The sequence below is a fragment of the Micromonospora coxensis genome, from assembly GCF_900090295.1.
GTDB lineage: Bacteria > Actinomycetota > Actinomycetes > Mycobacteriales > Micromonosporaceae > Micromonospora > Micromonospora coxensis.
In genome coordinates this window covers 6,686,831-6,713,511 of sequence record NZ_LT607753.1, presented here as the reverse complement: position 1 = coordinate 6,713,511, position 26,681 = coordinate 6,686,831, and the positions used below count along the sequence as shown (strand labels likewise).

General features: G+C 71.1%; 24 protein-coding genes and 1 pseudogene. 10 read left to right on the top strand and 15 right to left on the bottom strand.

Annotation, left to right across the window (positions count from 1 at the left end):
• Positions 1-14: 14 nt before the first annotated feature.
• The gene (locus tag GA0070614_RS29805) at positions 15-3,278 is read right to left on the bottom strand and encodes a BTAD domain-containing putative transcriptional regulator (protein WP_231933447.1); all 3,264 of its coding nucleotides are present in this window, start codon (positions 3,276-3,278) and stop codon (positions 15-17) included.
• Between the two features lie 292 nt (positions 3,279-3,570).
• Here GA0070614_RS29805 and GA0070614_RS29800 point away from each other — a divergent pair, with 292 nt between their 5' ends.
• On the top strand, positions 3,571-4,785 hold the full coding sequence (locus GA0070614_RS29800; protein WP_088979061.1) for an MFS transporter: 1,215 nt from the start codon (positions 3,571-3,573) through the stop codon (positions 4,783-4,785).
• Between the two features lie 915 nt (positions 4,786-5,700).
• On the opposite strand, the gene GA0070614_RS31735 is transcribed toward GA0070614_RS29800, so the two are convergent.
• The 5 genes from GA0070614_RS31735 to GA0070614_RS29780 form a co-directional block, all read right to left on the bottom strand.
• A complete protein-coding gene (locus GA0070614_RS31735) occupies positions 5,701-6,276 on the bottom strand; it encodes an SLATT domain-containing protein (RefSeq protein WP_408630722.1) in 576 nt (191 codons plus the stop codon).
• A gap of 534 nt (positions 6,277-6,810) precedes the next feature.
• Positions 6,811-7,794, bottom strand: a complete 984-nt coding sequence (locus GA0070614_RS29795) for a hypothetical protein (protein ID WP_157745133.1) — start codon at positions 7,792-7,794, stop codon at positions 6,811-6,813.
• Positions 7,795-8,026: 232 nt separating this feature from the next.
• Positions 8,027-9,004 (bottom strand): ABC transporter permease subunit, encoded by a 978-nt coding sequence (locus GA0070614_RS29790; protein WP_088979059.1) that lies wholly within the window; start codon positions 9,002-9,004, stop codon positions 8,027-8,029.
• Positions 9,001-9,900: an ABC transporter ATP-binding protein gene (locus GA0070614_RS29785; RefSeq protein WP_088979058.1), complete on the bottom strand. Its 900-nt coding sequence runs from the start codon at positions 9,898-9,900 to the stop codon at positions 9,001-9,003. The genes GA0070614_RS29790 and GA0070614_RS29785 overlap by 4 nt, the downstream gene beginning before the upstream one ends.
• Entirely contained in the window at positions 9,897-10,292 is a 396-nt protein-coding gene (locus GA0070614_RS29780) for a GntR family transcriptional regulator (RefSeq protein WP_088979057.1), read from the bottom strand. The genes GA0070614_RS29785 and GA0070614_RS29780 overlap by 4 nt, the downstream gene beginning before the upstream one ends.
• A gap of 864 nt (positions 10,293-11,156) precedes the next feature.
• Here GA0070614_RS29780 and GA0070614_RS29770 point away from each other — a divergent pair.
• The 3 genes from GA0070614_RS29770 to GA0070614_RS29760 are packed head-to-tail and all read left to right on the top strand — an operon-like array spanning position 11,157 to position 12,904.
• On the top strand, positions 11,157-11,822 hold the full coding sequence (locus tag GA0070614_RS29770; protein ID WP_157745132.1) for a hypothetical protein: 666 nt from the start codon (positions 11,157-11,159) through the stop codon (positions 11,820-11,822).
• Positions 11,819-12,136, top strand: a complete 318-nt coding sequence (locus tag GA0070614_RS29765; protein WP_088979054.1) for a hypothetical protein — start codon at positions 11,819-11,821, stop codon at positions 12,134-12,136. Before GA0070614_RS29770 ends, GA0070614_RS29765 begins: the two co-directional genes overlap by 4 nt.
• An 18-nt stretch (positions 12,137-12,154) precedes the next feature.
• The gene (locus tag GA0070614_RS29760; RefSeq protein ID WP_088979053.1) at positions 12,155-12,904 is read left to right on the top strand and encodes a hypothetical protein; all 750 of its coding nucleotides are present in this window, start codon (positions 12,155-12,157) and stop codon (positions 12,902-12,904) included.
• Between the two features lie 438 nt (positions 12,905-13,342).
• On the opposite strand, the gene GA0070614_RS29750 is transcribed toward GA0070614_RS29760, so the two are convergent.
• Complete coding sequence (locus tag GA0070614_RS29750) at positions 13,343-13,681, bottom strand: hypothetical protein (RefSeq protein ID WP_231933446.1); 339 nt, start codon at positions 13,679-13,681, stop codon at positions 13,343-13,345.
• Between the two features lie 355 nt (positions 13,682-14,036).
• Here GA0070614_RS29750 and GA0070614_RS29745 point away from each other — a divergent pair, with 355 nt between their 5' ends.
• Entirely contained in the window at positions 14,037-14,294 is a 258-nt protein-coding gene (locus tag GA0070614_RS29745; RefSeq protein WP_088979050.1) for a transcriptional regulator, read from the top strand.
• Between the two features lie 577 nt (positions 14,295-14,871).
• Here GA0070614_RS29745 and GA0070614_RS29735 read toward each other — a convergent pair.
• Both GA0070614_RS29735 and GA0070614_RS29730 read right to left on the bottom strand, forming a co-directional pair.
• Entirely contained in the window at positions 14,872-15,366 is a 495-nt protein-coding gene (locus GA0070614_RS29735; protein ID WP_088979049.1) for a hypothetical protein, read from the bottom strand.
• Positions 15,359-16,651, bottom strand: a complete 1,293-nt coding sequence (locus GA0070614_RS29730; RefSeq protein ID WP_088979753.1) for a molybdopterin-dependent oxidoreductase — start codon at positions 16,649-16,651, stop codon at positions 15,359-15,361. The genes GA0070614_RS29735 and GA0070614_RS29730 overlap by 8 nt, the downstream gene beginning before the upstream one ends.
• Positions 16,652-16,969: 318 nt before the next feature.
• On the opposite strand from GA0070614_RS29730, the gene GA0070614_RS29725 reads away from it, so the two are divergent.
• The gene (locus GA0070614_RS29725) at positions 16,970-18,031 is read left to right on the top strand and encodes an NAD-dependent epimerase/dehydratase family protein (RefSeq protein ID WP_088979752.1); all 1,062 of its coding nucleotides are present in this window, start codon (positions 16,970-16,972) and stop codon (positions 18,029-18,031) included.
• 47 nt (positions 18,032-18,078) lie between these two features.
• On the opposite strand, the gene GA0070614_RS29720 is transcribed toward GA0070614_RS29725, so the two are convergent.
• The gene (locus GA0070614_RS29720) at positions 18,079-19,494 is read right to left on the bottom strand and encodes a hypothetical protein (protein ID WP_088979048.1); all 1,416 of its coding nucleotides are present in this window, start codon (positions 19,492-19,494) and stop codon (positions 18,079-18,081) included.
• Between the two features lie 145 nt (positions 19,495-19,639).
• Between GA0070614_RS29720 and GA0070614_RS29715 the strand changes: the two genes are divergently transcribed.
• Genes GA0070614_RS29715 through GA0070614_RS29705 form a run of 3 tightly spaced genes read left to right on the top strand, consistent with a single transcriptional unit; the run spans position 19,640 to position 21,623 of the window.
• Positions 19,640-20,314: a glycosyltransferase family 2 protein gene (locus GA0070614_RS29715; protein ID WP_088979047.1), complete on the top strand. Its 675-nt coding sequence runs from the start codon at positions 19,640-19,642 to the stop codon at positions 20,312-20,314.
• Positions 20,311-20,994 carry a TIGR04282 family arsenosugar biosynthesis glycosyltransferase gene (locus GA0070614_RS29710; protein ID WP_088979046.1) on the top strand — a complete coding sequence of 228 codons (684 nt, stop codon included), beginning with the start codon at positions 20,311-20,313 and terminating at the stop codon, positions 20,992-20,994. The genes GA0070614_RS29715 and GA0070614_RS29710 overlap by 4 nt, the downstream gene beginning before the upstream one ends.
• Positions 20,991-21,623, top strand: coding sequence for a class I SAM-dependent methyltransferase (locus GA0070614_RS29705; RefSeq protein WP_088979045.1), 633 nt, complete (start codon positions 20,991-20,993; stop codon positions 21,621-21,623). The genes GA0070614_RS29710 and GA0070614_RS29705 overlap by 4 nt, the downstream gene beginning before the upstream one ends.
• Before the next feature lie 484 nt (positions 21,624-22,107).
• Here the strand turns inward: GA0070614_RS29705 and GA0070614_RS29700 are convergent, their stop codons facing one another.
• Both GA0070614_RS29700 and GA0070614_RS29695 read right to left on the bottom strand, forming a co-directional pair.
• The gene (locus tag GA0070614_RS29700) at positions 22,108-23,301 is read right to left on the bottom strand and encodes a DUF2254 domain-containing protein (RefSeq protein WP_157745131.1); all 1,194 of its coding nucleotides are present in this window, start codon (positions 23,299-23,301) and stop codon (positions 22,108-22,110) included.
• Positions 23,302-23,332: 31 nt separating this feature from the next.
• The gene (locus GA0070614_RS29695) at positions 23,333-24,262 is read right to left on the bottom strand and encodes a mechanosensitive ion channel domain-containing protein (protein WP_088979043.1); all 930 of its coding nucleotides are present in this window, start codon (positions 24,260-24,262) and stop codon (positions 23,333-23,335) included.
• 226 nt (positions 24,263-24,488) lie between these two features.
• Here GA0070614_RS29695 and GA0070614_RS29690 point away from each other — a divergent pair, with 226 nt between their 5' ends.
• Complete coding sequence (locus GA0070614_RS29690) at positions 24,489-24,713, top strand: hypothetical protein (protein WP_088979042.1); 225 nt, start codon at positions 24,489-24,491, stop codon at positions 24,711-24,713.
• Between the two features lie 42 nt (positions 24,714-24,755).
• On the opposite strand, the gene GA0070614_RS29685 is transcribed toward GA0070614_RS29690, so the two are convergent.
• The 3 genes and pseudogenes from GA0070614_RS29685 to GA0070614_RS31575 all read right to left on the bottom strand — a co-directional run.
• Positions 24,756-25,271, bottom strand: a complete 516-nt coding sequence (locus tag GA0070614_RS29685) for a DUF421 domain-containing protein (RefSeq protein WP_088979041.1) — start codon at positions 25,269-25,271, stop codon at positions 24,756-24,758.
• A gap of 183 nt (positions 25,272-25,454) precedes the next feature.
• Positions 25,455-26,111, bottom strand: coding sequence for a hypothetical protein (locus GA0070614_RS29680; protein ID WP_088979040.1), 657 nt, complete (start codon positions 26,109-26,111; stop codon positions 25,455-25,457).
• Positions 26,112-26,291: 180 nt separating this feature from the next.
• Positions 26,292-26,630, bottom strand: a pseudogene (locus tag GA0070614_RS31575) (DUF421 domain-containing protein); the annotation flags it as partial.
• Positions 26,631-26,681 lie beyond the last annotated feature (51 nt).

Sequence of the window (26,681 nt, the reverse complement as noted above, 5' to 3'; positions counted from 1 at the left end):
CGTGCCGGGCAGGCTTACCGACTGCTGACCGTCTTCTTACCGACGCCGTCGAGCGCAGGTTCGTCGAGGTCGAGCTGCGCGCCGTGACTCAGCTCGGCAGCGAATTCCTCGCCGCCGAGCGCGTCGCGGACGCGAGAGGTGATACGCCGTACGTCATGCTGCTCGCCGGCGGGCAGTGGCGCTCCGGCTGCCTCGCGCAGTGTCCGGGCGGCGCCCAGCAGCCGCGCGGCCCGGCGGTGGTGACCGCCGAGGCTGGTGGCGCCGGCCATGCCTTCAAGAGCCAACGCCACTGCTCGGTGGTCTCCGGTGGCGAGCGCCGCGTCGAGCGACTCACGGTGGCGGCGCTCAGCGAGGACTGCGTCACCGCGGTGTTCGGCGATGAACCCCAGCTCGGCCAACGCGAGTGCGCTGCCTGGCAGATAACCAGTGCGGTGGTTCCAGTGGAGCAGGTCCTGCTGCTGGGCCTCGGCGGCGTCGAGGTCGCCGCGCCGCCGCGCTGCCATCGCCAGCCCTGTGCCGGCGAACGCGGCTGCGGAGGGGCTCGACTGCTCTTGCGCCACCTGTAGGGCGCGGTCGTGCCAGGCAACGGCTTCCTGGTAGTCGCCCCTCAGCAGGGCGAGCCGACCGATGTTCGCCAACTGCCGGGACATCGACGTCCATAGCCGTAGGTGTTCGGCGATGCGCAGCGCTTCGCGGTGGTACGCCTCGGCGCGATCGTAGTCGCCACGGATCTCCGCCAGACTGCCCAACAGGCTTGTCGGATGCACCTGACCCCAGCGGTCGCCCAGTTGCCCGAACAACGACCGGCTGACCTCGCAATCACGCTGGGCGGCGGACAGGTCGCTGCGTAGTACGAGCGCGAGGTCGGCCCGGGTGGCAGAGGCGGCAGCGATGCCCCACCGGTCGCCGTGGGCGCGAAATGCCGACAATGCCGCGTTGACCAGTACGTCGGCCTCGCCCGGATCTCCGGAGCCGAGCATCATGGAGGCGAACAACCACTGCGCGAACGCCCTGTCCGGCCCGTCGGTGTCCCGGTAGCCTTCCAGGATCTGCCGGCGAGCAGCGGCCGGGTCGCCGTCCCGGGTGGCGAGAGCGACGAGCCACATGTCCGCCTGCTGCCGAAGGGCGTCCGGTGCGGCGTCCTCCTCGCTCGTCGGGACGACGTTCAACGCCGTTCGCAGCGACCGGCTCAGTTCCCCGAAACGGCCTCGGAGCAGCCGGTACCAGGACAACGAGGTGGCGAGCGTCAGCGCCGCGCGGGCGTGACCGTCGGTGGCGGCGACGTCGAGGGCCGCTCGGAGGTTCGCGTTCTCGGCGTCGAGCTCGTCGAGCGCGCGACTCTGGTCATGGCCTCTCAGCCGTCCGGCGACACGCGCGGCGAGGGCGGCGAAACAGCAGGCGTAACGACGACGGGTTGTGGGCAGTTCGTCGGCGCCGTCGAGCTGTTCGAGACCGTAGGCGGCCACCGTCTCCGGCAGCCGGAAGCGTCGCGGGCTCTCCCCGGGCCGCACCATGACCAGTGACCGGTTGATCAGGTGTGCCAACACGTCGAGCATGTCGTGCGGGGTGACCTGCCCGCCTGAGCACACCTGCTCGGCAGTCGCCAGGGTGGCGCCGTCGGCGAAGACCGCCAACCGGCGTAGCACCGCGCGTTCGGCAGGCGACAGCAGCTCCCAACTCCAGTCGATCATGGCGCGAAGCCCCTGCTGACGCGGGGGCGCTGTGCGCCGGCCGGAGGACAGCAGTCGAAAGCGGTCGTCGAGCCGCGCTGCCAGCTCCCTCGGATCGAGTACCGGCAGACGGGACGCCGCCAGCTCCAACGCCAACGGCACGCCGTCGAGACGCCGGCAGATGGTGGCGATGGTGTCCAGGTCTTCGTGCTCGACGGTGAACCCGGGCTCGATGGCGCGGGCGCGAGCCAGGAAGAGCCGAACCGCCGGAGCCTCGACGATCTGCTCCGCGGTGGCTCCGGGCTCCGGCAGGGCCAGTGGCGGCACCGGAAGGACAACCTCGCCGGCGACCCCGAGTGGTTCCCGGCTCGTCGCCAGGATGCGCAGGTCGGCTGCGGCGCCGAGAAGTTTCTCGGCCAGTTGGGCGATCGGCACCACCACGTGTTCGCAGTTGTCGAGCAGCAACAGCATTCGCCGATCCCCCAGCGCGGCGACCAGCCGGTCCATCGGCTCGCGTGGTCGGTCACCGGGCGGGCTGTCGTCCCGGATCTCCAGCGTCGCCGTCACCATGTCGACGACCTCGTTGCAGGTGGTGAGCTCACCGGAGTGTGGCTGGCCGGCCAACTCGACGAGCCACACTCCGGCGGGGAACGTGTCGGCCAGCAGCCGCGCGGCCTCGAGCGCCAGCCTGGTCTTTCCTACTCCGCCCAGGCCGGTCAGCGTGACCAGTCGTCCGCTCGTCAGACACTCCCGCACCGCTTCGACAGCCTCGTCGCGTCCGATCAGTCCGCCGTACGGGCCTGGCAGCAGAGGTGCCGGCAGGTTGGTTCGGGCGGGAGTGGACGGCGGTGCCGGCGGCTGCAGCGCGGGATCCTGACGCAGAATCGCCCGATGCAGCTCGGCCAGTTCCTGCCCGGGGTCGATGCCGAGTTCGTCGCGCAGTTGCCGACGGAACTGCTCGTAGGCGGCCAGGGCATCACGTTGGCGTCCGGAGGCGTACAGGGCACGCAGGTGCGCGGCCCGTAGTCGCTCGCGCCACGGGTGGCGTGCGACCAGGTCGGCCAGCTCACCGGCGAGGAGATGGTGCTCACCGAGATCGAGCCGCGCCTCGACCTGCTCCTCCAGCGCGGCCAGATACTGGTCGTTGAGCCGCTCGGCGGCCTGGCGGGCGAATCGCTCGTCGCTGAAGTCGGCGTACGGGGAACCGCGCCAGAGTGCCAGCGCCTCGGTCAGCGTTGCCGCCCGCCGTGTCGGCTCCGGCTGCGCGCGCGAGCGTGCCAACAGTGCGGTGAAGCGTACGGCGTCGATCGCTTCCGCCGACGTCCGCAGTCGGTAGCCGGCATCACCGGACTCGACCAGCGCACGGCCACCGGCCTCGCCCGCCTCCAGCGCGCGGCGCAACTGCGACACCTTGGTCTGCAGGGCCCCGAGCGCGTTGCCCGGCGGCTGGTCACCCCAGAGATCCTCGATCAGGCGATCGGCGCTCACCGGGCGTCCCTCGTGAACCAGCAGGTCAGCCAGCAGGGCACGAACCTTCAGCCCGGGCACGGTGACCGGTTCGCCGCCCGACGTCCATACCGCGATCTCCCCCAGCACTCCGAAACGCACACCGTCACCCTAGCCAGCCAGCTGTCCCGGGCAGCGGGCTGCGCCGTCGGGGCAGCTTCGCTCATCAGGACCCACGCCGACGTCACGGTCATGAGCAAAGGGGCCGGAAACGGGCGAGCCTGACCAGCGCCGACTTCCGGCGGACGATCTGACCACCCGCCTCGACCGCATCCCCGCCCAGACGGGAGCGGTGACTACCGGTCGGGCTGCGACGCGTACGTCAGACGGCCGTCAGTAGACGGTAAGGACGCTGGGCAGGCTCGATCCCACCGACCGACACCGGAGGAACGCGATGGATCAGCTACAGCGCAGCGCGGCCGCTCGCCACGGCGGACAGCCCGGACCCCGGCGGGTCGCCACGCCCTGGCTCGCCCTGCTGGCCGGCCCGCTGTCGTACGGGATCTCCGCACCGGCCTTGGTCCTCGACGACCTGGCCCGCGCGATGGGTACCGGGCAACAGGCAGCGGCCGCCGGCGTGACCGCCTTCGGGTGGGGGATCGCGTTGGGAACGCCGCTGTTGGCGGCGCTGCTGGCCCGCCGCGGCGTACGAGCGGTCCTGACCGTCGCGACCGCGCTGGTGGTCGCAGGGACGGTCCTGCTCGTGCTGAGTACGCGCGTGCCGGCGTTGGTGGCCGGCGCGGCGGTTCAGGCACTGGGATCTGCCGGACTCACCGTGACAGCCATGAAGCTGGCCGACTCGGCTCGACGGATGGGAGCGGTCGCCGCGTCGCTGGCGGTCGTCGGCGCCACCGGCCCGCTGACCGGCGCGCTGGTGGCCGACCTCCTCTCCTGGCAGGCGGCGCTGGCGTTGCCGCTGCTGGCGGTGGTCGGCGTGCCCGCCGCTCGCCGCGGCGCTCCGCCACCGGAGACGGTGCCGGCGCCGTTCGATCCCCTCGGCATGGCTCTTGTCGCCCTGCTGGTCACCGCGGCGGTTCTAACTCCGCACCGGCCGCTGGTCGCGGGCCCGGCCACCGTCGCGCTGCTGTTGTTGCTCGTGGTTCGGACGAAGGTACGCCCCGACGGCTTCCTGCCCGCCGCGCTGGCACGTAGCGGCCGGTTCCTCGCGGTGTGCGCGCTGGCCTTCGCGTTAGGCGTGGTGAACTTCGCCCTGCTCTACGCCGCACCGGATCTGCTGCGAGAGCACGCGGGATGGGACGGCACCCGCAGCGGAGTCGTGCTGCTGGCACCGTACCTGCTCGGCGGCTTCGGCTCAGGATTCCTGGTCGCGGCGTCCGTGCGGGTGCCGCACCGGGCGGTGGCCGCCGCATTGCTCGTCGCCGGCACCACCGCGCCGCTGCTGGCGGCGGCCACCACCGCCGTACCGCTACTGCTCGCGGCGATGACGCTCGCCTCGCTGGCCGCCGCGACCGGTCAGGGCGTACTCGCCCTACGAGCGACCGACGGCGTGCCCGCCTCGCACCAGGCCGAAGCCCTGGGGCTGTTCAACCTCGCCTACCTGCTCAGCGTCGCGTTCGGACCAGCGATCGCCGTGACGCTCTCGCAGTGACCGGTGGAGATCCGGCGTGAGGCCCCGGCCTCGCGCCGATCGTTCGGTCAGGAGTTCGCGGGCCAACTGCGGCCACAGCTCGGCCAGTTCGGCCCGGGCTACCAGAGGGTGGCGCAGCACGACGCCCCTGGCGATCCGGCCGAAGTCGAACGTTGGCGCCAGTGGCGCACCGGCGGCATTTGGCGACGTGGACCGGCGAGTGGGCGGCACACCAGACCGACGACCATCAGTCGATCCGGTGAGCGATAGCGGGACGGCCTTTCGTCACGTGGTGCCCGGTGCCGGCAGCTCCAAGGCCTCCACTGGCCGGCCAGCCCGGTCGGACCGCTGACCCGAGGCCGCCGACGGGCGCCCCCACGGCGATCGGACCCCAGAGCCGAACGCCCTGCTCCAATCAAGGGGGCGACAGCGCGGAAGTCCGCTACCGGCTGAACCGGTGACGGGCTTCCTACCTGCGTAGATGAAATCTACAGTGGGCGATATTGCGATCGAACCAGTGACCTCTTCGGTGTGAAACAGGACGCCACACCGACTCTGACCAGCGAAAACGTGAAGCCGCAGGCAGGGGTGGGTGCAGTTGAGCGCCGTTCGATGCCGTTAAAAGCAGTTCAAGGCCGTTCAGGGCGGCCCACTGCTCCCAACCTGCTCCCCGAACCAGTCCCGCACCGGACCAACCGACCGCCGACCGATCGTAAGCTACCGGCCCAATGCCTTGACTTGCGCCAGCGCTGGCTCACGCAGCCGCGTCGATCGATCGGGCAGCACGCTCAAGATCGCCGCGCTATGTCAGCGGCAGACAGATGTTGATCGAGGGCCCTCAGGCGTAGCCTCGTACTGCCGCAGATCATGGTGGCACGACTCGACCGCACGATCGATCACCGATTGGTTAGCCCGGCAAGGACGTCCCCTTCGTCCTCACGGCTTCGGGAGGACCGCCGGCTGGTGGTTGGTTGGTCCCATGCTTGCCGCCGGAGGTGCGATCATCTTTCGATCTGCCACATCCATCATGTGCCGGGCACGGCGGCGAAAGCGTTCCGGGAGTGGCGGTGCAGTGTCCTCGACCTGTTCCCAGGTTCGGGATACCTCATGAAGCATTGCGGGCGAAACTACCGGGCTCGCGAGGATTTCCTCGGTTCTCCGACGTAGCGTCCCGTACTTCACGGCAGCGTACTTGTGTCGCTGAGCGAGCTGTGGATAATTCCATATCAGCTGCGCAGTACTTAAGCCGGCCGCGATAAGACTCGCGACGCCAGTAGCGATCCGGATCTCAATACGCGTTGAAGCTGCTAACGACGCGAAGATGGCGGTACCAACGATAGAGCCGACAACTGCTGAGGCCACCCCTGTCACGCGGGCCCACTTGTCGAACGCTTCTCCCGCTAGGTTGTGGCCGATGTGCAGGGTGCGTATACCCATACGCCACCCACGAAGAAGCTTCTGGCCATCCTCTGCGCTTCGGAGCTCAGCGGGTGTGGCTTCCTCTGGTGTCACAAGGTCACGGTGCCCGGCCGCGTGAGAGGTGACAAGGTCGGATGTCCGACACCTGCTGCTGACCTTCCGTCGTACGTCCGAGCAGTCAAAGACGGCACCGCTGCCGCTGTGGCGCCGTCATGTTCGCCGGCCGAACTGCAGCGAGTGTTCGCGGCGCTGCTCGACGACCAGACCCTCGCTCCCGCGAGGTCGTTCGGTCGCTCGCGACCGGCCTCTGTGCCGCCGACGTGCCGTCCGACAGGAACGATCCTGGCTCCGACAGTTCGCCAGCGGCAGCACGGTGGCAGAGCTCGCAGAAAGGCCGACTACTCGGAACGCATGATGGTCCGGCACCTGCGGCTCCCCCGTGCTTGGCACGACACCCACAGCCTCGTTGACCAAAGCCGGCGGAGCGTGCGGCCACCAAGATAGGCAGTCCCGCTCGACGCCGCGACCCGGGCGGCAACAGCGGGGTTTCTCCCCGCTGAGCGTGATTCCGCTGCTGCACGTGGCTATCGCTTCCACAGTTCGGCTGGTAGGCAGCGCGGCGCTCGATCAGGGCGCAGCGGTGATGAAGTATCCGCTCTGGTCGATGATCACGTGCGCGCTTCCTGAGCTGCCGTTGTAGACGGTGAGAGATGTCTGGTTGGCCTTGGTGAGGGTGAGGTTCGAGGCGGTTTCTCCGGCGATGAAGTTGACGTTGGATGTCGTGGGTCGCGTCGTGAGATAGGGGTAGGCGGTGAGTACGCCGGGTGCGGTTGGTTCCGTGATGGTCACGTTGGCCACGAGCGCGGTCGGGACAGGGCAGTTGATGTTGCACCCGGTGGTGAGGTTGGTGGGGTTGTCCCCGTAGTACTGGGCGTAGAACGATGTCGATTCCTGCGCGCGTAGGGAGCCGGGCTGGCGACCGAGCAAGCCTGTGCCGGTCCGGCTGTCCACGATTCGCCTCGGACCGATCGGCACGTAGTGCTCGGTTGCGCCGGAGGCTGCCGACCCGAAGTAGCCGCCCAGGTCGGCCGCGACGTGGGTGCTACCCGCGCTGGCGTTGCGGATGACGATCTTGCCGTTGCGCACGGGCACGATCACCAGGTTCGGGATCGTCTGCCCGGCGACGAAGTTGAGGTTGGAGGCGACCGGTGCGGTCAGGCCGTAGGGGTAGACGGTGAGCACCCCGTGGGACGCCGGTTGGGTGACGGTGACGTTCAAGACCGCTGCGGTGGCGTCGGCGGGCAGCTTGGCCGACAGGTCCAGGACCTGGTCGGCCCTCGCAGGGATCGCCGCTGCGGTGCGGGTGTCGAGCACCCGGGCCGGTGACAGGGATTTGAAGCCTGAGCCCTGCGGGCCGTAGACGCCCTGTAGGTCAGCGATCAGGTGGACGGTTCCGCCGCCGCTGTTGCGCAACCGGACCTTGCCATTGGTGACCGGAACGGTTACCAGGTTCGCGACGGTCTCCTGAGCGACGAAGTTGACGTTCGAGGTGTTCGGCAGGGCCCCCTGATCAGGGTAGACGGTTGTGCTCCTCCGGAGGTGTGGACACATCTGCCGCTGGATCGCCTTCTACAACCACCGCCGTCGCCACTCCGCCCTCGGCTACCGCAGCCCTGCCGAGTACGAACCCTCGACCCACTATGCTGCTACCGATCGCGGCACAACCCGGTGTCCAGACCCATGGGGTAGCCCAGTTCTGCCAGCCACGCAGCGTGAACGCCGACACGCCGCTCGGCCGAACAGCGTGTCAACCAACACCGTGAACGTTTTTGTGGTCAGGGCACTAGATCACACGGCGCCGTACCCGCCACACCACCACACCGATCAGGACCGCCGCGACGGCGATGAACAGGGCCGCCTCGATGAGCTGGAACGTCCAGAACCGGTCGGCCGGGTGGTAGACCTTGAACTGCTGGATGCCCCGCGCGTGCAGGAACTGGTTGAGGTTGGTGCCGGCCCGGTTGGCGGCGGCCTCCAGCTCGTAGTACTCGGTCCAGGTCAGCCTGCGCCCGGTGGCGTCTGCGTAGCCGTGTTCGATCATCCAGTCAGCGACGCTGGCCACGGGCCGGTGCCCCGCCTGGTCCTTCGAGCCGCCGACGGGGACCGGCTCCATGGTGGTGAGCGGCGTGGCGTACGCGGGACGGGCCAACAGCGCCACCGACATCCGGGCGGCGAGGAACGCCCCGATCGCGACGCCGAACGCGGGCAGGCTACGCCGCAGGATCGCCCCGGCGGCGGTGGCGACGCCGAACGCGAACAGCGCGTACGCCATCGGAACAAGTCCCTCCAGGTCGAAGGCGTCGTACTGGAACCGCCCTTCCCACGCGTCGAATGGCTGACGGAACCAGGTGAGCACCGCGGTGAACATCCCGGTGAGCGTGACGGTGACGCCGGCCAGTGCCGCGAGCTTGACCGCCAGCCAGCGCATCCGCGGCACGGCCTGCGTCCAGGCGAGCTGCCAGGTGCCGTCCTCCAGTTCGCGCGCGAGCAGTGGCGCACCGAGGAACGCACCGATGACGACGGGGACCAGATAGAAGGCCGCCAGGAGGTTCTCGACGTACCCGTACTCCTCGTCGAGCCGGCGGAAGGAGGCCGCGCAGGCCTCGTTGATACCGGCCTCTCCCGCACACCGGGCGGGACCGCCGGGGAACAGGTCGTGGGCCTGCGTCCCGAGCACGAGCAGGGCGATGCCGAACATGCCGACGAGCAGACCCAGGACGTAGACCTCGGTCCGGTGCTGGCGCCAGATCAACCACGTCATGCCGCCACCCCCGACGTGACCGAGGCGCGCGGCTCGGACGGCCGGCGCAGGTACGCCAGCACCAGGTCCTCCAACGCGACCGGCTGGGCCTGCCACCCGGGCGCAGCCGGGATCGCGCCGTCGCGTACCAGCAGGGTCGTGTGCCGGTCGCTGTGGACGGCCTCCACGACGGTGCCGGCCCGGTCGAGGTCGGTGGCCGTGCGCGGGCCGACGAGCAGCCGGTGCTCGGCGAGGAGGGTGTCGATGTCACCGGTGAGCGTGACCCGGCCGTGGTTGAGCACGACCAGGTGGTCGCAGACGCGCTCCAGCTCGTGCACGACGTGGGAGGAGAACAGGACGGTCACCCCGCCTTCGGCCACCGCGCCCATGAGGACCTGCAGGAACTCGTGCCGGGCCAGCGGATCGAGACTGGCCACCGGCTCGTCGAGGACGAGCAGGTCCGGCCGCTTCGCCAGGGCCAGAGCCAACGCGACCTGGGCCTGCTGCCCGCCGGAGAGCGTGCCGGCCTTGCGGTCGAGCGGGATGCCCAGCGTCGCCAGCCGGCGCTCGGCCAGCCCCTGGTCGAACCGCAGGTTGCAGGCCCGGCCGAAGCGGAGCATCTCGGCGACGGTGAAACGCTTGTACAGCGGGTGGTCCTGGGCCAGGAACCCGACCCGGGACAGAGTTTGCGAGGTGCTGGCGGTGACGTCGTGGCCGAGGACCTCCACCGTGCCGGTGCTCGGTGCCAGCAACCCGACGACCAGGCGCAGCAGCGTGGTCTTGCCTGCGCCGTTCGGCCCGACCAGGGCGATCACGCCGCCCGCCGGCAGGGCCAGGGTGCAGTCGCGCAGCGCCCAGCCCTTCCGGTACCGCTTGCCCACACCGTCGGTGCGCAGCGCGAACTCGGTCGCTGTCACGCCACGTCCTCATTCCTCGTCTGCTGGTGGACGGAAGTGAAGAGCGCGTTGACCGCCTGCTCGTCGAGGCCGGCGGCGTAGGCGCGGCGCAGCCAGGTCGCCAGGCCGCGGCGCAGCGACGTGTACGTCGATGCCGGTATCACGGCCGACTGCTGTTCATTGACGAACGTGCCCTGGCCGGGCCGACCGGTGACCAGGTTCTCCTGCTCCATCTGCCGGTACGCCTTGGCGACGGTGTTCGGATTGATCGCCAGGTCCTCGACCACCTCGCGGATGAGCGGGAGGCGGTCACCGGGTTGGAGGAAGCCCAGCAGCACCGCCTGGCGGACCTGCTGGACGAGTTGCAGGTACGGCGGCACGCCGGAGTGGGTGTCGAGCCGGAAGGTGAACACGGTAGCCCCTTAGCCCCTTACTGCTTTGCTAGTACCATAGTAAAGCAGCAAATTGAGGGTCAAGAGAGCCGACGCGCCCGCACGACCGCGGCACCGGATCCGGGCGCATGTCTGCCCCGACCGCCGGGGACACCGGGTGGTCGGGGCGCGGCGGCGACACAACGGATCGGCGATGTACGCGATGAGGCGGCTGGCCGCCTGGGCCGCGGCTGGGGCACGTATCGGTCTGGCCGTCCTCGGTGGGGTGGGATGGAACTTGCTCCACTGCCCGGCCCAGGGGGTGCTCTCGGTCGGGAGGACGCAGTTGTTGACCGAGGCTCCAGTGACCAGGGACAGGCCGCCGGAGACACCATGAATCTTTGTATCGTGACGGGGCGTGGGCGCCGCTGAACTCACCGCCCTACAGCCCACTGGACCAGCGAAGCCAACGCCATCACCGCGAGATCGGGTCTGCTGCACCGATAGGTGACATCTGAGATGGCTTGCCCTGACGGCGGGCTGGAAGGATGTTGCTGTGCCCAAGCCCTACCCTCGAGAGTTCCTGGCGGGAGGCGCGTAAGCGGATCAGGCCGCTCGAGCCGGGCCGACGGGGGCTGGGCGACGGCGTGGAGCTGCAGTCGCGGTCGGACGCAGCCCTCACGGTGCTCACTCGGGCAGAGATGGCGTTGGTGCGGGTGCAGCTGTGCTGGCTGGGCCGGCTCCGCCCGGCAGCATCCCGAACCGGCGGCGCAGATCGCCGAGGTCCGAGCCGTGGGCACGCTGGCGCCTTGTGGGACCCACGACTGGATGTCTTTCCCGTACGGTAGTCATGCTCACCTTCACGGTGAGCCACGGGGACGAGTCGATTGTGTGATGGGTCGGGGCATGCAGCACGAGAGACGGAACCTACGCCTGTCCCTGGCCAGTCTGGATGGTCTCGGTTCCGCCCCCGAGCTGCGCGCACGAGCCGAACAGGTCCGCCGCGAGGCGCAGGCCCAACCGGCGCCCGACTCCCCTGCCGGCCACGACCGGACCGGTTCGATTGCGGTGCACACCGACCGCGAGGGGCGCGTGGAGGACGTGACAGTGCTGCGTGACTGGCGCGCACGGTTGACCCCAGGTGAGGTACCCGACGCGCTCTTCGAGGCTTATTCAACTGCTATGCGGGCGGTCGTCGAACTGGCGGCGATACGTCGGCTGACGGACGACCCGACCGGGAGCACTGCCTCAGCGGCAAGGCCCGGGACGGGGCACGACGAGGACGAGCTTGACGAGCACCTCTGGCTGCGCCGCACCTGGCGGACGCTGCACGAGATCGACGCCGATCTGGAACGGTTGACCCGCCAGCCGGACATGCCAGTGGAGAAGACGATCACCAGCCCGAACGGCTGTCTGACGCTGCACCTGCGCGGGTCCGGCATCACGGCCATCACGGGCTCGGTGGAGCGGATCGGCAGGCTCGACGCCGGTGAGCTGCGATTCGAAGCTCGCTCCCTGTTGCAGGCCCACGCCCTGGCCAGCTCACGCGCCGATCACGAGGGGGACCGATGAAGGAACTACAGGTCATCACCGACGCTCTGCGCGACGAGGGCGGTAAGTGGCTGACGCTGTCGGATCGGATCGCCGTCACGAGGACCGCTGCACAGCAGCTCACTCTCGACAGCTCGGCGTTCTTCATCGGCGACGCCAACACCCATGTCCACGCGGCGGCGTACCGGAACTTCCAGTCCTTCATGGTCGAGGTCCTCGCGGGCGCGGTGACCGAGTTCGAGCAGATGGGCGGCGCGCTGCGCCGGGTAGCCGACGAGTACGACCGTGCCGACGAGATGATCTCGCTGGATCTCAACAAGATCTACTCTGCCTGAGCGCGAGGGGACGAGCGGGTGCAACCGGGAACCACCGACATCGAGTACGGCGAGCCGTTCAACAAGGCCTTCGATCAGATTCGCTCCGGCATCGACGAGGCCGTCGGTGAGTTCAACCAGATCGTGGAGCGCCTCAACGACTGGAGGTGGCTGCTGGGACCTGCTGCCGTCTGGTGGATCAAGAGCAACCTGGACACCGTGCGTGGGGCGCTCGACGCGGTGCTCGACCGGGTCGACAACGCCCTGGAGCATCAACTTCCGGTGCTGTCGTTGATCAACATCAGCTTCCGGTGGGTCAATGATGTGAAGACCCCCGTGTCCGACCTGTCATTCGTCACCACTGAGCCGGTGAATGAGAACCTGGCCAAGTGGTCCGGTGACGCGTCCAGCGCCTACCAGGCGAAGGCAGGCAAGCAGAAGGCCGCGGTGGACGAGACCGTGCTCAAGGCGGAGTTCATCAGTCAGTGGCTGTTCAAGATCGCGAAGGCGAACGTCGACTACGCCGTCCAACTCGCCAAGATCGTCACTTCCCTGGCCGGCAAGCTGGCCCAGGCCGCGAGCGAAGCGGCGACCGTCTTCGCGCTGCCCTGGGCCGTCGAGACGCTCGCTGATTCCGTCGGCGATCTGGTCCAGGCAGGTCTGGACACGCTGCTCACCATCGGACAGCGGTTCGTCGACGCGGTGGGGAACGTCCGGGACATCGCCACCCAGGTCGGTGACTACTCGAAGCTGCCCGGTGGCAAGTGGCCGGAGGCCGTCCGCGGCTGACCTCGCGAGGTTCGGGTGCCGGCAGTTGCAGGGACGCGACTCGGACCTGCCACAGCCGGACGCGGATGGCACCGGGAGCACACAAGGGCCACCGGTCTACTGGCTGGCTGCGTGACCGGTCGTTCTCGCCCCACGCCTCATGTGCCGATCGACGATTACTCGTACCTGGCGGCGGAGGTCCCTGCTGCTCGTGTTGCTCATCCGTTCCGCCTCGAGGACGGCTTCGGTGAAGCTGTCCGGGTCGCGTGGAGGGGAATTGCGGATCCGTAGGTTCTCCTCGGGCGGCAGGCAGAAACCCAGCTTGCTGCAGAGTTCGTCGAGGAGTCGCTGAACATCTGACGGCTGAGGGTCACGGCGGTCCATGAGGGTGAGCGTGTCGTCTCCTGTCGGAGATGCCAGCCCTGCCGACGATGGTCCTTTGCAGAGCGGCAGGACGGATCAGGCGACCGGAACGGCGGACCGGGTCGCCGACAGGATCGCTACGGCTCTGGCGGCGAGGGTCTCCGTCGGGGTGAACGAGTCCCCGCCCACCGCCAGCCACACCTTCACCACCAGGTTGCCGGTGCGCGAGTGCACCATGTACTCGGCGTACTTGAACCCCGGCGTGGACTGCTTGGTGAAGGCCTCCGCCTCCTCCCCCACGCCGGCGACCGGACCCGCCGACGCCATGCCGGTCGCCTGCCGCGTCCCCCGATACAGACTCGCCGCCTCCTCCGCGGTCGCAGGGGTCGACGCCTCGACGCGCAGGTTCGCCTCGTGGCCTGTCTTGGTCCGCATCTCGAACAGACACGCCGCCCCAGGCCGCCCGTTGGGCGGCCTCGCGTCGGTCCGGCGCACCGTCAAGCCCAGGTCGGCAAGCACACCCACATCCGTACGCGCACACAGATCCAAGCCGGCAGCATCGTAGGACGCGGCACCGGTCGAGGACGATGCCCGCGGAGCACCCGACGGCGTCGAGGCCGCAGGCGTTGGTGCCGCAACCGAGGAATCCCCGCTGCTACAGCCTGCCAGAGCCAGCACGGCAGTCAGCGTGACAACGAGGAAAGGCTTGCGGTACGGCGCGGACACGACCACGACGATACCCGCGGTAACCGGACACCACTGTCCGTGCACCCGTGATTAGGGTGCGGTCATGGCCGCCCAGGAAACCCCTGACCACATCATCCGCACCCGCGCTGTCACCGCCGACGCCATCCTCGCCAACCGCGCCGACCTACGCCCCTACCCCTACCGTCTCATCTCCATCGTGTCCCACCGGGGAATCGGCGGAGACCAGGTCACCCAAGCACTGGCCGCCGCAGAAGTGCTCGAAACCTTCGGCTGGCAGCTGGTCAGCGTCTCCGAGTTCGCCAGCAGCAGGATCGTTCACGCGATCATGCGGAGACGATGACCACCGCTCGGCACCTCGGCCTGCCCTCGGCGGCCGGCGCGCCCCAGCTTGCTGCACCTCCCATCGAGCATGCCAGGGCCGCCCATGAAGAGCTGGCCAGGGCGGTACGCGCGGAGCGTGAGCTGCGCGCCGAGGCCGAACAGCGCGCTGCGGCAGCCGCCGGACCTGGCCGAGCGGATGCGAGCCGCCGCAACCGTGCAGGCCGCGACCCAAGCACTGCCAGCTCGGCGATGCCCAAGGATGCGCACGCGCGCCCGCCGAGATCAAGATCGCCGGCTCGTGGGGCGACTCCGCGTGGGCTGCCCCGGTCGAGGAAGCCATCTGCGCGTACGGTCGATGTTCATCGCCAATGAAGAGCTCGGGCGCTCAGCCGCCTATCTCCGTCGGTAGCAAGGCGGATCGCCGGCCGTCGTCAGCGCTCGGTGTGGCGTAGTCGGGCCCCGTCGTGGTGAATCTGCTTCGCCGCGTGGGGCTCGGAGTCCCGGCATAGGGATGGCTCGTCGAGCCACCGGAGTCGACGCTGACACTTCGCGATGTGTCCCTGGTCGGGGCACCGCGTGTGCCCTGACGGCGTTCGTCACGAGCCGGCCCGTTGACCCCACTGCCGGCGAAGCGTGTAGAGGGCCGCGCTGCCGGCGAAGAGCACACCGGTGAGCGCCAGCCACCGGTACAGCAGCGGCCGGGGCGCCAGACCCGTAGCCGCCGAGTAGGTGTCGCCGCCGAGCCCGAACACGCCCGGCAGATATACCAGCAGGAGCAGTCCGGCGGCGAGCGCCGGAACCCGCACGTGGTTGAGCGCCGAGGGGCGCCCGCCCCGCGCCGGCCACTCCCCCCGCCGTCCGGGCGCGACGTCTCGGTGCAGGATGGCGCGCAGGACGCGGTCCGCCAGCGCGTACGCCGGGAAGAGGAGCAGGTCGTGGACGACGACCGCGCCGAGGAACCAGAGCAGCATGCGTCCGGCGGTCGGCTCCCCGGCGAGCCGTAACGCGATCCCGCCGGTGACCGCGAAGCAGCCGAACAGGAGCAGCAGGTGCCAGGGGGCCGCGCCGTAGCGGCGCCGGAAGTCAGCCACCGTCGGCCTCCTCGAAGGTGATCTCCCGGACCCACTTGGTGCAGTGCACCCCCGGCAGCGCGGGCACGACGATCCGCGCCGGCCAGCCGTGGTCGGGAGAGAGGTCGACCGCGTTGACCCGCAGGGCGAGCAGCGAGTCGCCGTCGAGGACCTGGCCGGCGGTGAGCGCGGCCTGGTTGAACAGGCCGGCGCGTTCCAGGGAGCGGACCCGCGCCGTGTCCGGCGCGGGCACGCCGGCCAGGGCGGCCAGGTCGCGCAGCCGTACTCCGGTCCAGGTCTGCGTGGTCGACCAGCCCTCCACGCAGGCGATCGGCAGCCGGGCGGTGTGCTGGGCCATCGCCAGTAGCGCCCGGCGGTCCAGTTCGATCGTGCGTCCGGCGGCGCGCAGGGTCAGCCGCCACCCGTCGCCGGTCTGCTCGGCGTCGATGCCGGCCGCGGCGGCGGTGCGGTTGACCGGGAAGCCGTTCGGTCCCTCGCCGGGTTGTCGGCCTCGGGGTAGCAGCAGGGCCGTGCGGCGCAGCGGGCCGTCGAGGCTCTGCCCGACGGTCAGCACGGCCAGCAGCGCCGCGCCGCTGCCGGTCAGCGCCAACACGCCGCGCCGGCTCATCGTCGCGGGGCCGGGCCGTCGGGGGACCAGGCCGTCCGGATCTGCCGGCTCCGGCCTGGTCCGCGCCACCGGGGTACCGGTGAAGCCCGGCCCGCGCAGCGCGGTGACCAGTCGGGGCAGCTTGATCGTCACGTGGGTGACGAGGGCGGCGGTGAAGACCCAGGCGCCGTACCAGTGCGCGGTGTAGAAGTCGAAGCCGAAGAGGTAGGCGTACTGGACGTTGAGCAGGCCGGTGGCCGTCTCGAAGAGGATCCCGCCGACCAGCAGGAGCAGCGACAGCCGCTCCAGCACCTGGGCCGCCGAGCGGGCCGGTGGCCAGGTGAACAGCTTCGGCACCACCGACCACAGCTTCGCCAGCACCACCGGGACCAGCACGATCCCGAGGGTCACGTGCAGCCCCTGGGTGAGCCGGAACAGCCAGGCCGGGCGGGTCGGCCAGTCGAAGACGGGTGGTCGCAGCCAGCCCACGTCGCGCGGGAACGCCTGGTCGAGGCGGGGGCCGTAGGCGATCCAGTCCAGCAGGCCGGTGACCATCAGCAGCGGCAGGGTGGCGAGCAGCACCGCGCCGAGCACCGCGGTCAGCCAGGGGCCGCGGACCGGGCTGCGCCAGGCGTCGGCGACGGCGTCCGCCCCGGGCGGGCGGCGCCGGTCCAGCGTCTGCCACAGCCGCGCCGGCACGGCGTACCCGTTGGGCGGGTCGGGGCGGCCCGGTCCGGGCGCGTCCGGCCGCTCCGGACCGGCGGGGTCTCCCGGCTGGCCGGACCCGCCGTGGCCGACCGGCGGTGGCTCGGGTGGCGGTGTCGGCACCGATCCTCCTGTCGGTCGTCGCCTCCTGCCCGCCGTGGACAGGACGTCACCCGGAACGCTAGACGGCGCGGCCGCCGGCCGGTCCGCTTCGCGGCATTACCGAAGGATTACCGCCGGTTGCTTACGGAGTGCTGACGTCCGTCGCCGAACCGGCCCGCCGAGCGCAGCGCCTGACCTAGCGTGAGCGGCATGCGGGTACTGGTCACCGGCGCGGCCGGCTTCATCGGATCCCAGGTCGCGGACCTGCTCGTCGCCGAGGGGCACGAGGTGGTGTGCCTGGACGCGTTACTGCCCCAGGCACACGGGGGTGGGTTGCCCGAGTGGTCCCGCCGGCATGACCCGGTCGTCGGGGACGTCCGTGACCCCGCGCTGCTCGACCGGCTGCTGTCCGGCGTGGACGCGGTGTGTCACCAGGCGGCCATGGTGGGGCATGGGTTGGACCCGTCCGACGCTCCCGCCTACGCCAGCCACAACGACTTCGGCACGGCGGTGCTGCTCGCCGCGATGCACCGGGCCGGGGTGTCGCGCCTGGTGCTGGCCAGTTCCATGGTGGTCTACGGCGAGGGATGCTACGAGTGTGCCCGGCACGGCGCCGTCCGGCCCGCTGCCCGTCGCCCCGTCGACCTGGCTGCCGGCCGGTACGACCCGACCTGCCCGCACTGCGCGGGCCCGCTCACCTCCGCCCTGGTCGGTGAGGACGCCCCGCTGGAGCCGCGCAGCACGTACGCGGCCAGCAAGCTGGCCCAGGAGCACCTGGCCGCCGCGTGGGCCCGGCAGACCGGCGGCGGGGTTTGGGCGCTGCGGTACCACAACGTCTACGGTCCCCGGATGCCCCGCGACACCCCGTACGCCGGGGTGGCCTCGATCTTCCGCTCCGCCCTGGCCGACGGGCAGCCACCCCGGCTGTACGAGGACGGCCGGCAACGGCGGGACTTCGTGCACGTCACCGACGTGGCGCGGGCGAACCTACGGGCACTCACCGCGCCGGCGCCGGACGGCCTGGTCCCGGTCAACGTCTGCTCCGGTGAGCCGCACACCGTCGGCGACCTGGCCGCAGCGCTCGCCTCGGCGATGAACGGTCCCTCCCCGGTGGTGGTGGGCGGGGCCCGGGTGGCCGACGTGCGGCACGTGGTCGCCGACCCGCGTCGGGCGCGGGAGCTGCTCGGCTACACCGCCGAGGTCGGCTTCGTCGACGGGGTCACCGCCTTCGCCACCGACCCGCTGCGCGAGCCGGCCACCCTGGCGGGCTGACCCGCCACCGTGGGCGGCCGGGGCCGGCCCGGCAGTGCCGGCGGTGGTCAGGAGACGGTGAACAGCAGGTGGTTCACGGCCAGCGCGGTGGCCGCCTGTCCGGCCAGCCACCAGCGCCGGTGCGGCCCGGGCAGGTGCGCGGTGGCCACCAGCGCCCACACCACGAACGGCAGCCAGATTCGTTCCACCTCGGCCTTGCTCATCCCGGACAGGTCCGCCGCGACGACCGCCAGTACGGCGGCCGCAGGCAGCGTGACCGTCGGACCGAGTGCCCGGACCCGGTCGGCGGGCAGCGACCACCGCCACCGACCGGCCCGCGCGCCGTCGGCCGTGGCGCCCCACCGGGCCGCACGGGCGGCCAGGAGGGCGCGTCGCACCGCCGGCCCGAGCACCGGACCCGCGGAGAGCAGCAGCGCCGCCAGGTTCGCCCAGATCCAGTAGGCGTACGGCCGGTCGGCAGCCCAGCCCTGGTAGTAGCGCTGCACCACCCGGTCGTACCCTTCCCACCAGGCGAATCCGGCCAGGGTGAACGCCACCGTCACCGTACCGACCCCGACCGCTGCGGCGAGCAGGGCCCGGGCCCGGCCCGTCGGGCGCAGCGCCAACGCCGCCAGGGCGAGCGGCCCGACGAGCACGAAGCCGTACGACAGGTACAGCGCGCAGCCGAGCAGCAGCCCGCCGGCCAGCGCCACGGCCGGGCCGCGCACCACCAGCAGGGCCAGCCCGGCGGCTACCACGCCGGTGAACAGGCCGTCCGCGGAGGCGCCCACCCAGACCGCACCCGGCAGCAGCACCAGGAACGGCAGCACGGTGCGGGCCGCGTCCGCCGCGCCCAGCGCCCGCAGGGCGGCCGGGACGCTCACCGTCACCGTCGCCCCGACCAGGACGCAGGCCAGCGCGGCGGCCGTGCCGCCACCGAGACCGACCCGGTCCAGCCCGACGAAGACCAGCAACGCGCCCGGTGGGTGCCCTGCGGTGTGGGTCGACCAGGAGTCCGGCTGGAAGTCGAGGATCCGGTCGGCGAAACCGGCGAGCATCCGGGGCACGTCGGTCACCCGGGGCACCTCGTGCAGGTACTCCGCCTGCACGGTCAGCCGCCGGGTGAATCCCGCCGACCAGCCGTCCACCAGCGCCAACGCGAGCGTCCAGGCGGTCGCCGCCAGCCAGCCTGCGGCCAGCAGCGGCCCCCACCGGGCGGTCCGCGCCCAGCGCGTGCCGGGCCCGAGGACAGCGGCCGCGACAAGCACCGCCACCGGCGTAGCCCAGCCGACGTGCGGCTGCCAGGTGGCGTAGAGCGGCGCGGCGTCGGCGTGCAGGCCCACGCCCCGGTGGTTGAGCACCGCGCCGACCGTCACGGCGGCGAGCAGTAGCGCCGCCTCGACGCCCAGCACGACCAGGTCGCCCCGGTCGTGGGTCGGCTGCCGGGCGGCGTCGCGGCGGGCGGCGAGGGTGGCGGGTCTCATGACGACCGGACGGTACGCACCACCGTCGGTACCCGTCAGCCGAACCGCCGATGCGTCATCGGATGGTAAGAAATGCCTGGTCGGTAAGGGTTCTGTAAGGCCGATCGAGGCTCCGGCGTCTCGGTGTGGACCTAGCGTCGGCGACATGCCGAATCAGATCGACGTGGTGCTGCCCTGTCTGGACGAGGCCGCCGCCTTGCCCGGCGTGCTGGCCGCGCTGCCGCCCGGCTACCGGGCGATCGTGGTGGACAACGGCTCCGGGGACGGCTCGCCGGAGGTGGCCGCCCGGCACGGCGCCCGGGTGGTGCACGAGCCCCGCCGGGGGTACGGCGCGGCTGTGCACACCGGTGTCGAGGCCGCCGGGACCGAGCTGGTCTGCGTGCTCGACGCCGACGGCTCCTTCGATCCGAGGGAGCTGCCTGCCCTGGTCGCGCCGGTCGCCGCCGGTGTCGCCGATCTGGCGGTGGGCCGTCGCCGTCCGGTGCGGGCCGGTGTCTGGCCGTGGCACGCCCGGGCCGGCACCGCGCTGGTCGCCGCGCTGCTGCGGCACCGGGGCGTGCCGCTGCGGGACCTCAGCCCCATCCGGGTGGCCCGCCGCGAGGCGCTGCTCGGGCTCGGCGTCACCGACCGGGCCTTCGGCTACCCCCTCGAACTGCTGATCCGTGCCGCCGCCGCCGGTTGGCGCATCCATGAGCGGGACGTCGCGTACGCGCCGCGGGCCGCCGGCACCCGCTCCAAGGTCTCCGGCTCGGTACGCGGCACTCTGCGCGCCACCCGGGACTTCGCCGCCGTGCTGCGCAGCGTGGACGGTCCCCGGTGACCGTGCTGCTGGTGGTGGCGAAGGCGCCCGTGCCCGGCGCGGTGAAGACCCGGCTCTGCCCGCCCGCCACACCCGATCGGGCGGCCCGGATCGCCGCCGCCGCGCTGCGCGACACCGTGGACACGGTCGCCGCCACCCCGGGCGTGACCCCGGTGCTGGCCCTGGCCGGCCGCCTCGCCGAGGGGGTGGACGGCGCCGCGCTGACCGCCGTCACGGCCGGGTGGACCGTCCTGCCGCAGCGCGGCCCCGACCTGGCGCAGCGGCTCGCGCACGCCCACGCCGACGTCGCGGACGCGTTCCCCGGGCGGGCGGTGCTCCAGATCGGCATGGACACCCCGCAGCTCGCCCCGGCGTTGCTCGCCGACGCCGTACGCCGGCTGGCCGGGACCGACGCGGTGCTGGGCCGGGCCGCCGACGGCGGCTGGTGGGCGCTGGGCCTGCGCGACCCCCGCCGAGCCGCCGCGCTGCGTACGGTGCCGATGTCCACCCCCGACACCGGCCGGCTCACCTGGGCGGCGCTGACCCGGGCCGGCATACGGGTCGCGCCGCTGCCGGTGCTGCGCGACGTGGACGGCTGGGCCGACGCGCTCGCCGTCGCGGCGGCGACCCCGGGAGGCCGGTTCGCCCGTGAGGTCGCCGCGTTCCGGCGCGCCCTGGTGGTGCCGGGCGACCGGCGGTGAGCGCCGACGGCTTTGCCACTGCCCTGCGCGACCACGACCCCGGCACGTACTGGCTGGTGGGTCCGGACGGGGTCCGTCGCCGTCTGCCGGTCGGCCGGTGGCACGGCCCGGCGGAACGGGCGACCGGTCCCGTGGTAGCTCGCTGCACCGGTCCGACGCTGGACCTGGGCTGCGGGCCGGGCCGCCTCACCGTGGCGCTGACCCGGGCCGGGCGGACCACGCTCGGCGTCGACGTCTCGGCGCGGGCGGTGGCGCTGACCCGCGCCCGGGGCGCGGTCGCCATCCGGGCCGACCTGTTCGATCCACTGCCGGCGGAGGGCCGCTGGACGCACGTCGTGCTGCTCGACGGCAACATCGGCATCGGCGGCGACCCGGTGGCGCTGCTGGCACGCTGCCGGTCGCTGCTCCGACCCGCCGGCACCGCGCTGGTCGAGGTGGACCCGCCAGGTACGGGCGCCTGGCAGGGTCTGGCGCAGGTGGTGTCGGGACGGGACCGGGGGCCGGTGTTCCGGTGGGCACAGCTGGACGCGGACGCGGTGCACGACGCCGCAGCCTCGGGAGGCCTTGCCGTGCGGGACATGTTTCCGGCCGGCCGCCGCTGGTTCGCCGAACTGGTGGCTCATCCCTGACCGCCCCGACGTGCGCGGACGGCGACCGTCGACACGCCGGTCCCTGCGCGCATGCGATGAGGTGGCGTCGGGGCCGGGGATCCGCGCCCGGTCCTGGTGTTCTCTCGTCGGCCTCAGGACAACGCCTGACCTATCGTTGCTACCCGTGACCCTGGCCGGCGTATAGCCCTCGACCGGCGCGCATGTGGGCAAGCGCATGGGGTTCAGCTTCGCTGACCGGGCCACGCCCCGTCGTCGCCAATCGTGGCATCGGCGACCTTCTGGCTACGCCCCACCATGCTGGCATTTGGCCAGCATCGCCGGGCCAGACGTCACAGACTCAGGATCGCTGTCCGAGGATCACCCGCTTCGGGACAGCCCGTGGCCATGGCCCCACTTGGCGCGCGTGCCTGGAACCAACCGCCTGTGCTGCCCATCGTCGCCGAGCACCCGCAGGCCTACCCGCCCAAAAGAGAGTTGGGTGCTGTCACAGGTGGGCGGGTGTTCAGTTGTCGTGGCGGTAGTCAGCCGGCGGCGGTAGCCGCCGCTCGATCGCCGCTCGGTGGACGGGGAGCGCGACGCTCGCCAGATCGCGGACGACCGCGTCCAGTAGTCGCATGACGCGTGGTTGCTGGCCGGCGACGAGGCGAATGTCGTCGATGATCGTGGCCAGGAGGGTGTCGTACGAGATGTTGCTCATGCGGGCGCGGACCGTGCCGTCGTCGTCGCGGGCGACGTGGGTGGGGTCGGGGCGGGTCGCGAGGCGGCGGAGGAGGTCGTGCGCTTCCTGCACGGCCCGTACGGCGGTGGTGACGTCGTTGACGGCCGGGGACAGCGCGCGTTCGGCGATGTCGGCCAGTTGCCGGAAGCCGAAGCCGAGGTCCTGGCCGGGGATGCGCTCCACGCCGATGGTCACGCACTGCTCGGCTCGGTCGGCAGGCAGCGGGCGAGGCGTGCCGCCGGTCGCTTGGTGTACGCGTAGCAGTGGCGCTCCGGCAACGACGAAGTCACCCGGTATGGGCACGACGGTGATGGCGCAGTCGTGCTCGCGGCCCAGGCGTGCGAGCAGGGCGAGATCGACGTTGTTGACCATGCCGGATTCCGTGGCCGGCACGGTCTGTGTCACCCCGCCGAGCACCACCGCCTGCGGCTCGGCGGGTGGGGGAAGGTGGGCGATCGACCGCCGGGTCTGTGCCCCGATGGAACCGATGATGTGGGACACCCGCATCACTGTGGTGATGTGGTGCAGGTAGTAGATGAAGGTGGCGCTGCTGGTGAGGACGAGGGCTATCGACACGGTGAGGGACAGTTCCGGCAGCCGTTGGTCCTCCTGGGCCGGCAGCGCGGCGAGCACCACCATCGCGAACAGGAAGGTGGCGACGAACGTTCCGAGGGCCGCCTGGATGATCCGGTCCTGCAGGAAGGTCCGCAGTACCCGCGGGGAGTACTGGCTGCTGGCCAGTTGCAGGGCCACGACCGTGATGGAGAAGACCAGTGCGGTGAAGGAGATCATCGCTGTGATGATCGAGGACAGCAGGGACCGGGCGCCGGCGGGCCCGCTGGGCACGATCCCCCCGACGGGAAGGTTCAGCTGCAGTTCCAGTGCCGACAGCCCGATCGCCGTTGTCACCGCGCCGATCGAGAAGATCGCCGGCACCAGCCAGAAGCTGTCCCGTATCGCGGCCAGCCGTGCGGACACCGTACGAGGCCGGCTCATGAGGCACTGCTCGTCATCGGCCGTCGGTCGGGGCGGCGGCAACCGTCTTCGTCGCCTGCGGCGGGTGGATGGTGATGTCCTGCGTCACCGACGCCACCCGGATGCCGCTGTCGGCGAAGCGGTCCAGCACCCGCCGGGTGACCTGGTCCTTGACCTGCCGGGCGGCACGCACCGGCACCACGAACCGGGCGGAGAGTTCGACCCAGTTCGGGGTGACGCGGACGAAGACGCGGGGGTCGACCTCCGCCTCGGCGACCGGGTATCGGTGGCGCATCTGTTCGATGGCGCGGCGGGCCTCGACCGTCGAGGAGACGTTCTGCGCTTCCTCGCACAGGATCCGCTCCGCCAGGTGCCAGTCCGCCTCGTACGGCACGGGCAGGGTCAACTCTTCCCACAGGTGGTCCAGCACCGTGCTGCTGTTGTACACCGGTGCGGTGAACACGAAGCGGTTGGACAGGGACACCACCCGCCCGGTGTACTGGCGGCCGCGGATCCAGGAGTCCGGGTCGGAGGAGGAGCCGCTCTCCAGGATGCGGGTACGCAGTGGGGTGATGTCCAGGACGTCGCCGCGTACTCCGCACATCTGGATGCGGTCACCGACGCGGAACTGCCGGCCGGTGAGGATGCTGATCCACCCGGCGAAGGCGCCGATGACCTCTTGCATGGCCAGCGCGAGGCCGGCGGCGAGCAGGCCGAAGACCACGCCGACCCGGCCGGCGAACGGCCGCCACAGCAGGGCCAGTGCGAACAGCAACGCCACCGCGGCCAGGTAGTGCACCGCCTTGCGAAGGTAGTAACGGTTGGCGGTGTCGGTCACCCGGATGCTTGCCAGGCGGCCGGCGAGCACTGCGATGACGACGGCCAGCACGATCAGCACGATGCTGGTCACCAGGCGACCGCTCACGCTGCTCGTGTCCCAGAGGGCCTCCAGGAACCGCTCCATACTGCTTGCCCATCGTCTCGCCGGCGACCGGCCGATGCGGGTCCGTCGCCCTCAGGATAGGCGGGCGGCGACGGCAGGTTCTCGGAAACGCCGGGTGCGGTGACGGGTTGGCACGGATGGGATTCGGCGGGCCGACCTCGGGCATAGCGTGGAGGCATCTGGATCCGAGCGGGAGCAGCTTCCGGACCCGGAGCGGCCGATCGTCACTTGACGATCCGTCGAGCAGATGGAGGCGCACCACTACTGCCGCCAAATCAACGACGACTTCCTGCAGTGCGCGCTGGAGCAGCACCGCAACGAAGCCATGGACGTCGACCGCGCCGAGAAGCGGCGCGCCTGGTCGGATCTGTTGGAGCGTGCGCACCCGCAGGACGGGGTGGCGCTGCTCGACGGAGCCTTCCCGGCCGGCGAACCGGTCCCGGGAGTGGTCGACCGGTCGACCGGTCGGTAGCCGGCGACCGCGAGCGGCAGGACGACGGCGCCCGGAGGCGGGCTACCGCTGCTCGTCGCGTACGTCGGCCAGACTGCTGCCGTCGCCGAACCGGCTGCGGGTGATGACGCTGAGGCTTCCGTCGCTCTCCAGCACCACCGCCGCCACGTCGGCGATGTCGCCGACGCCCTGGCTGCGGGCGGCCTGCCGTATTTCGCTCTCAGCCACCCGTACCCGACGCATGCTCTGATGCCGCAGCCGTCCGTCGCGCAGCAGCAGGGTCGGCTGGGACTTGATCAGCCGCTGCGACGGCGGCCACCGGACCGCGAGCACAGCAACCAGGTACTGCAGGCCGACCAGCAGGGCCAGCGCGAGGACCCCCTCGGCCAGGGAGACGTCCCGGGACAGCAGGATCGTCGCAAGGGTCGAACCCAACGCCACCGTGACCACGAGGTCGAAGGCGTTGAGCTTGGACAGCGTCCTCTTGCCGGAGACCCGCAGGATCACCACCAGTGCCGGATAGACCAGCACCGCGACGAGCACCAACTGCAACAGGTCGCCCAGGCTCTCCAACACCATCAGCGATCCGTACCCGGCATGTCCGGTGCGTACACGACGGGCTTCCCCGATCGAGTCGATCACCGTTTCGTCGACCGTACCCGTCGCCGTCACGGGCGTCTCGAGGCCTTCGCGCAGCCTGCTACAGCTCCTTGCGCCGCGCTGGCCGATGGTGCTTCCTGGGAGCCAGGGCCCGAATGCTGCTCAGTGCTCCGAGTTCGCAGCCGCTGCCTGCTCGTCGCGTTGGCGGCTGAGGAAGAACGCCCCGAGTGCTCCGGCGAGAGTGCCGAAGACCACCACGGAGTACGCGGCGAGGACCAGTTCGAGGACCTGGGCGAAGGTGTCGGTGGCGTCGAGCGGCTCGCCGGTGATGGTGGTCAGGGCGACGTCGTGCAGGGCTCGCCCGTACGTCGGGTAGGAGCCGGTGACGACCAGGAGCTGCCCGGCGGCGAGGATGATCGCCACGGTGACCACCGCGAGCCAGGCCAGCCGGTCGGTCAGCAGCCGCCCCGCCGAGCGGGAGCCGCGGACGGCGGCGGCGATCACGCCGGTGCCGCGTGCTGCCCTCAAAGCGGTGGCGGCGCGGAGGAATCGCAAGAAGGGTACGGCGAGGAAGATCACCTGCCACCAGTTGCGCTTCCAGAACTCGCGGGCGCAGTGACGGGCCAACCAGGCACGCAACGAGAACTCGGCGACGAAGACCGCCCACAGCACCCAGCTGATGACGGTGAGCACGGTGGTGAGGGGGTCGTCGCGGGCGAGGGCCTGACCGAGTACCAACAGCAGGAACAGCAGGCCCAGGATCCCCATCGGCTTGTCCAGCCGGCGGGCGAGACCGTTGAGCCGCGCGTCGTCCTCCATCTGTCGTGCTCGACGCGCACCCGCCTCTCGGCGGGTGTCGTCGGTCATCGTCCTGTCCGGCGGCTCACGCCAGCCCGGATACTTCGGGTCGGTTCCGCATGGATAGCCCGGTACCCGCTGACCCTTCGGCCATACCGACGGTGTCACCGCGTGTGTGTCAGGACTCCTCGGATACGGCGGCTGGCGGAGCTGGCTGTACGACTCGTCCTCGGTGATCAGCTCGCGGCGCGTTGCACCGCTGGGATACGGCCATCCCTCACCAATAGCAGGGGCCCTGGGTGGATGATCCGAGCGGCGCGGGGCCAGCGGTAGGCCAGCACGTCGAGCAGGTACGCCCGGCCGATGATCACCCCGACCAACAGCATCTCGCCGGCGATCGGTGTGTGGTGGACGGGCCATCGCGTTCTGTGCGGCGTCGGCGAGCAGCGTGATCACCAGCAGATCTGTGACGCGGGTGCTGCCGCTCGCCCGCTTGAGCAGCACCGGCAGGAGGAAGAAGCTCGTCAGGTAGGTCACGGTGCTCGCAGTGCGGCGAGGCGTTGCGGCCCGCGGCTACCACCTCCGGTCGTT

Bases quoted from the DNA above. Each gene is read 5' to 3' on its own strand.
- GA0070614_RS29695 (WP_088979043.1), bottom strand. From the start codon at position 24,262: ATGGAGCGGTTCCTGGAGGCCCTCTGGGACACGAGCAGCGTGAGCGGT.
- GA0070614_RS29685 (WP_088979041.1), bottom strand. From the start codon at position 25,271: ATGGTGTTGGAGAGCCTGGGCGACCTGTTGCAGTTGGTGCTCGTCGCG.
- GA0070614_RS29790 (WP_088979059.1), bottom strand. From the start codon at position 9,004: ATGACGTGGTTGATCTGGCGCCAGCACCGGACCGAGGTCTACGTCCTG.
- GA0070614_RS29750 (WP_231933446.1), bottom strand. From the start codon at position 13,681: ATGCGGACCAAGACAGGCCACGAGGCGAACCTGCGCGTCGAGGCGTCG.
- GA0070614_RS29795 (WP_157745133.1), bottom strand. From the start codon at position 7,794: ATGTGTCCACACCTCCGGAGGAGCACAACCGTCTACCCTGATCAGGGG.
- GA0070614_RS29770 (WP_157745132.1), top strand. From the start codon at position 11,157: ATGCAGCACGAGAGACGGAACCTACGCCTGTCCCTGGCCAGTCTGGAT.
- GA0070614_RS29680 (WP_088979040.1), bottom strand. From the start codon at position 26,111: ATGGAGGACGACGCGCGGCTCAACGGTCTCGCCCGCCGGCTGGACAAG.
- GA0070614_RS29745 (WP_088979050.1), top strand. From the start codon at position 14,037: ATGGCCGCCCAGGAAACCCCTGACCACATCATCCGCACCCGCGCTGTC.
- GA0070614_RS29800 (WP_088979061.1), top strand. From the start codon at position 3,571: ATGGATCAGCTACAGCGCAGCGCGGCCGCTCGCCACGGCGGACAGCCC.
- GA0070614_RS29765 (WP_088979054.1), top strand. From the start codon at position 11,819: ATGAAGGAACTACAGGTCATCACCGACGCTCTGCGCGACGAGGGCGGT.
- GA0070614_RS29690 (WP_088979042.1), top strand. From the start codon at position 24,489: ATGGAGGCGCACCACTACTGCCGCCAAATCAACGACGACTTCCTGCAG.
- GA0070614_RS29725 (WP_088979752.1), top strand. From the start codon at position 16,970: ATGCGGGTACTGGTCACCGGCGCGGCCGGCTTCATCGGATCCCAGGTC.
- GA0070614_RS29715 (WP_088979047.1), top strand. From the start codon at position 19,640: ATGCCGAATCAGATCGACGTGGTGCTGCCCTGTCTGGACGAGGCCGCC.
- GA0070614_RS29720 (WP_088979048.1), bottom strand. From the start codon at position 19,494: ATGAGACCCGCCACCCTCGCCGCCCGCCGCGACGCCGCCCGGCAGCCG.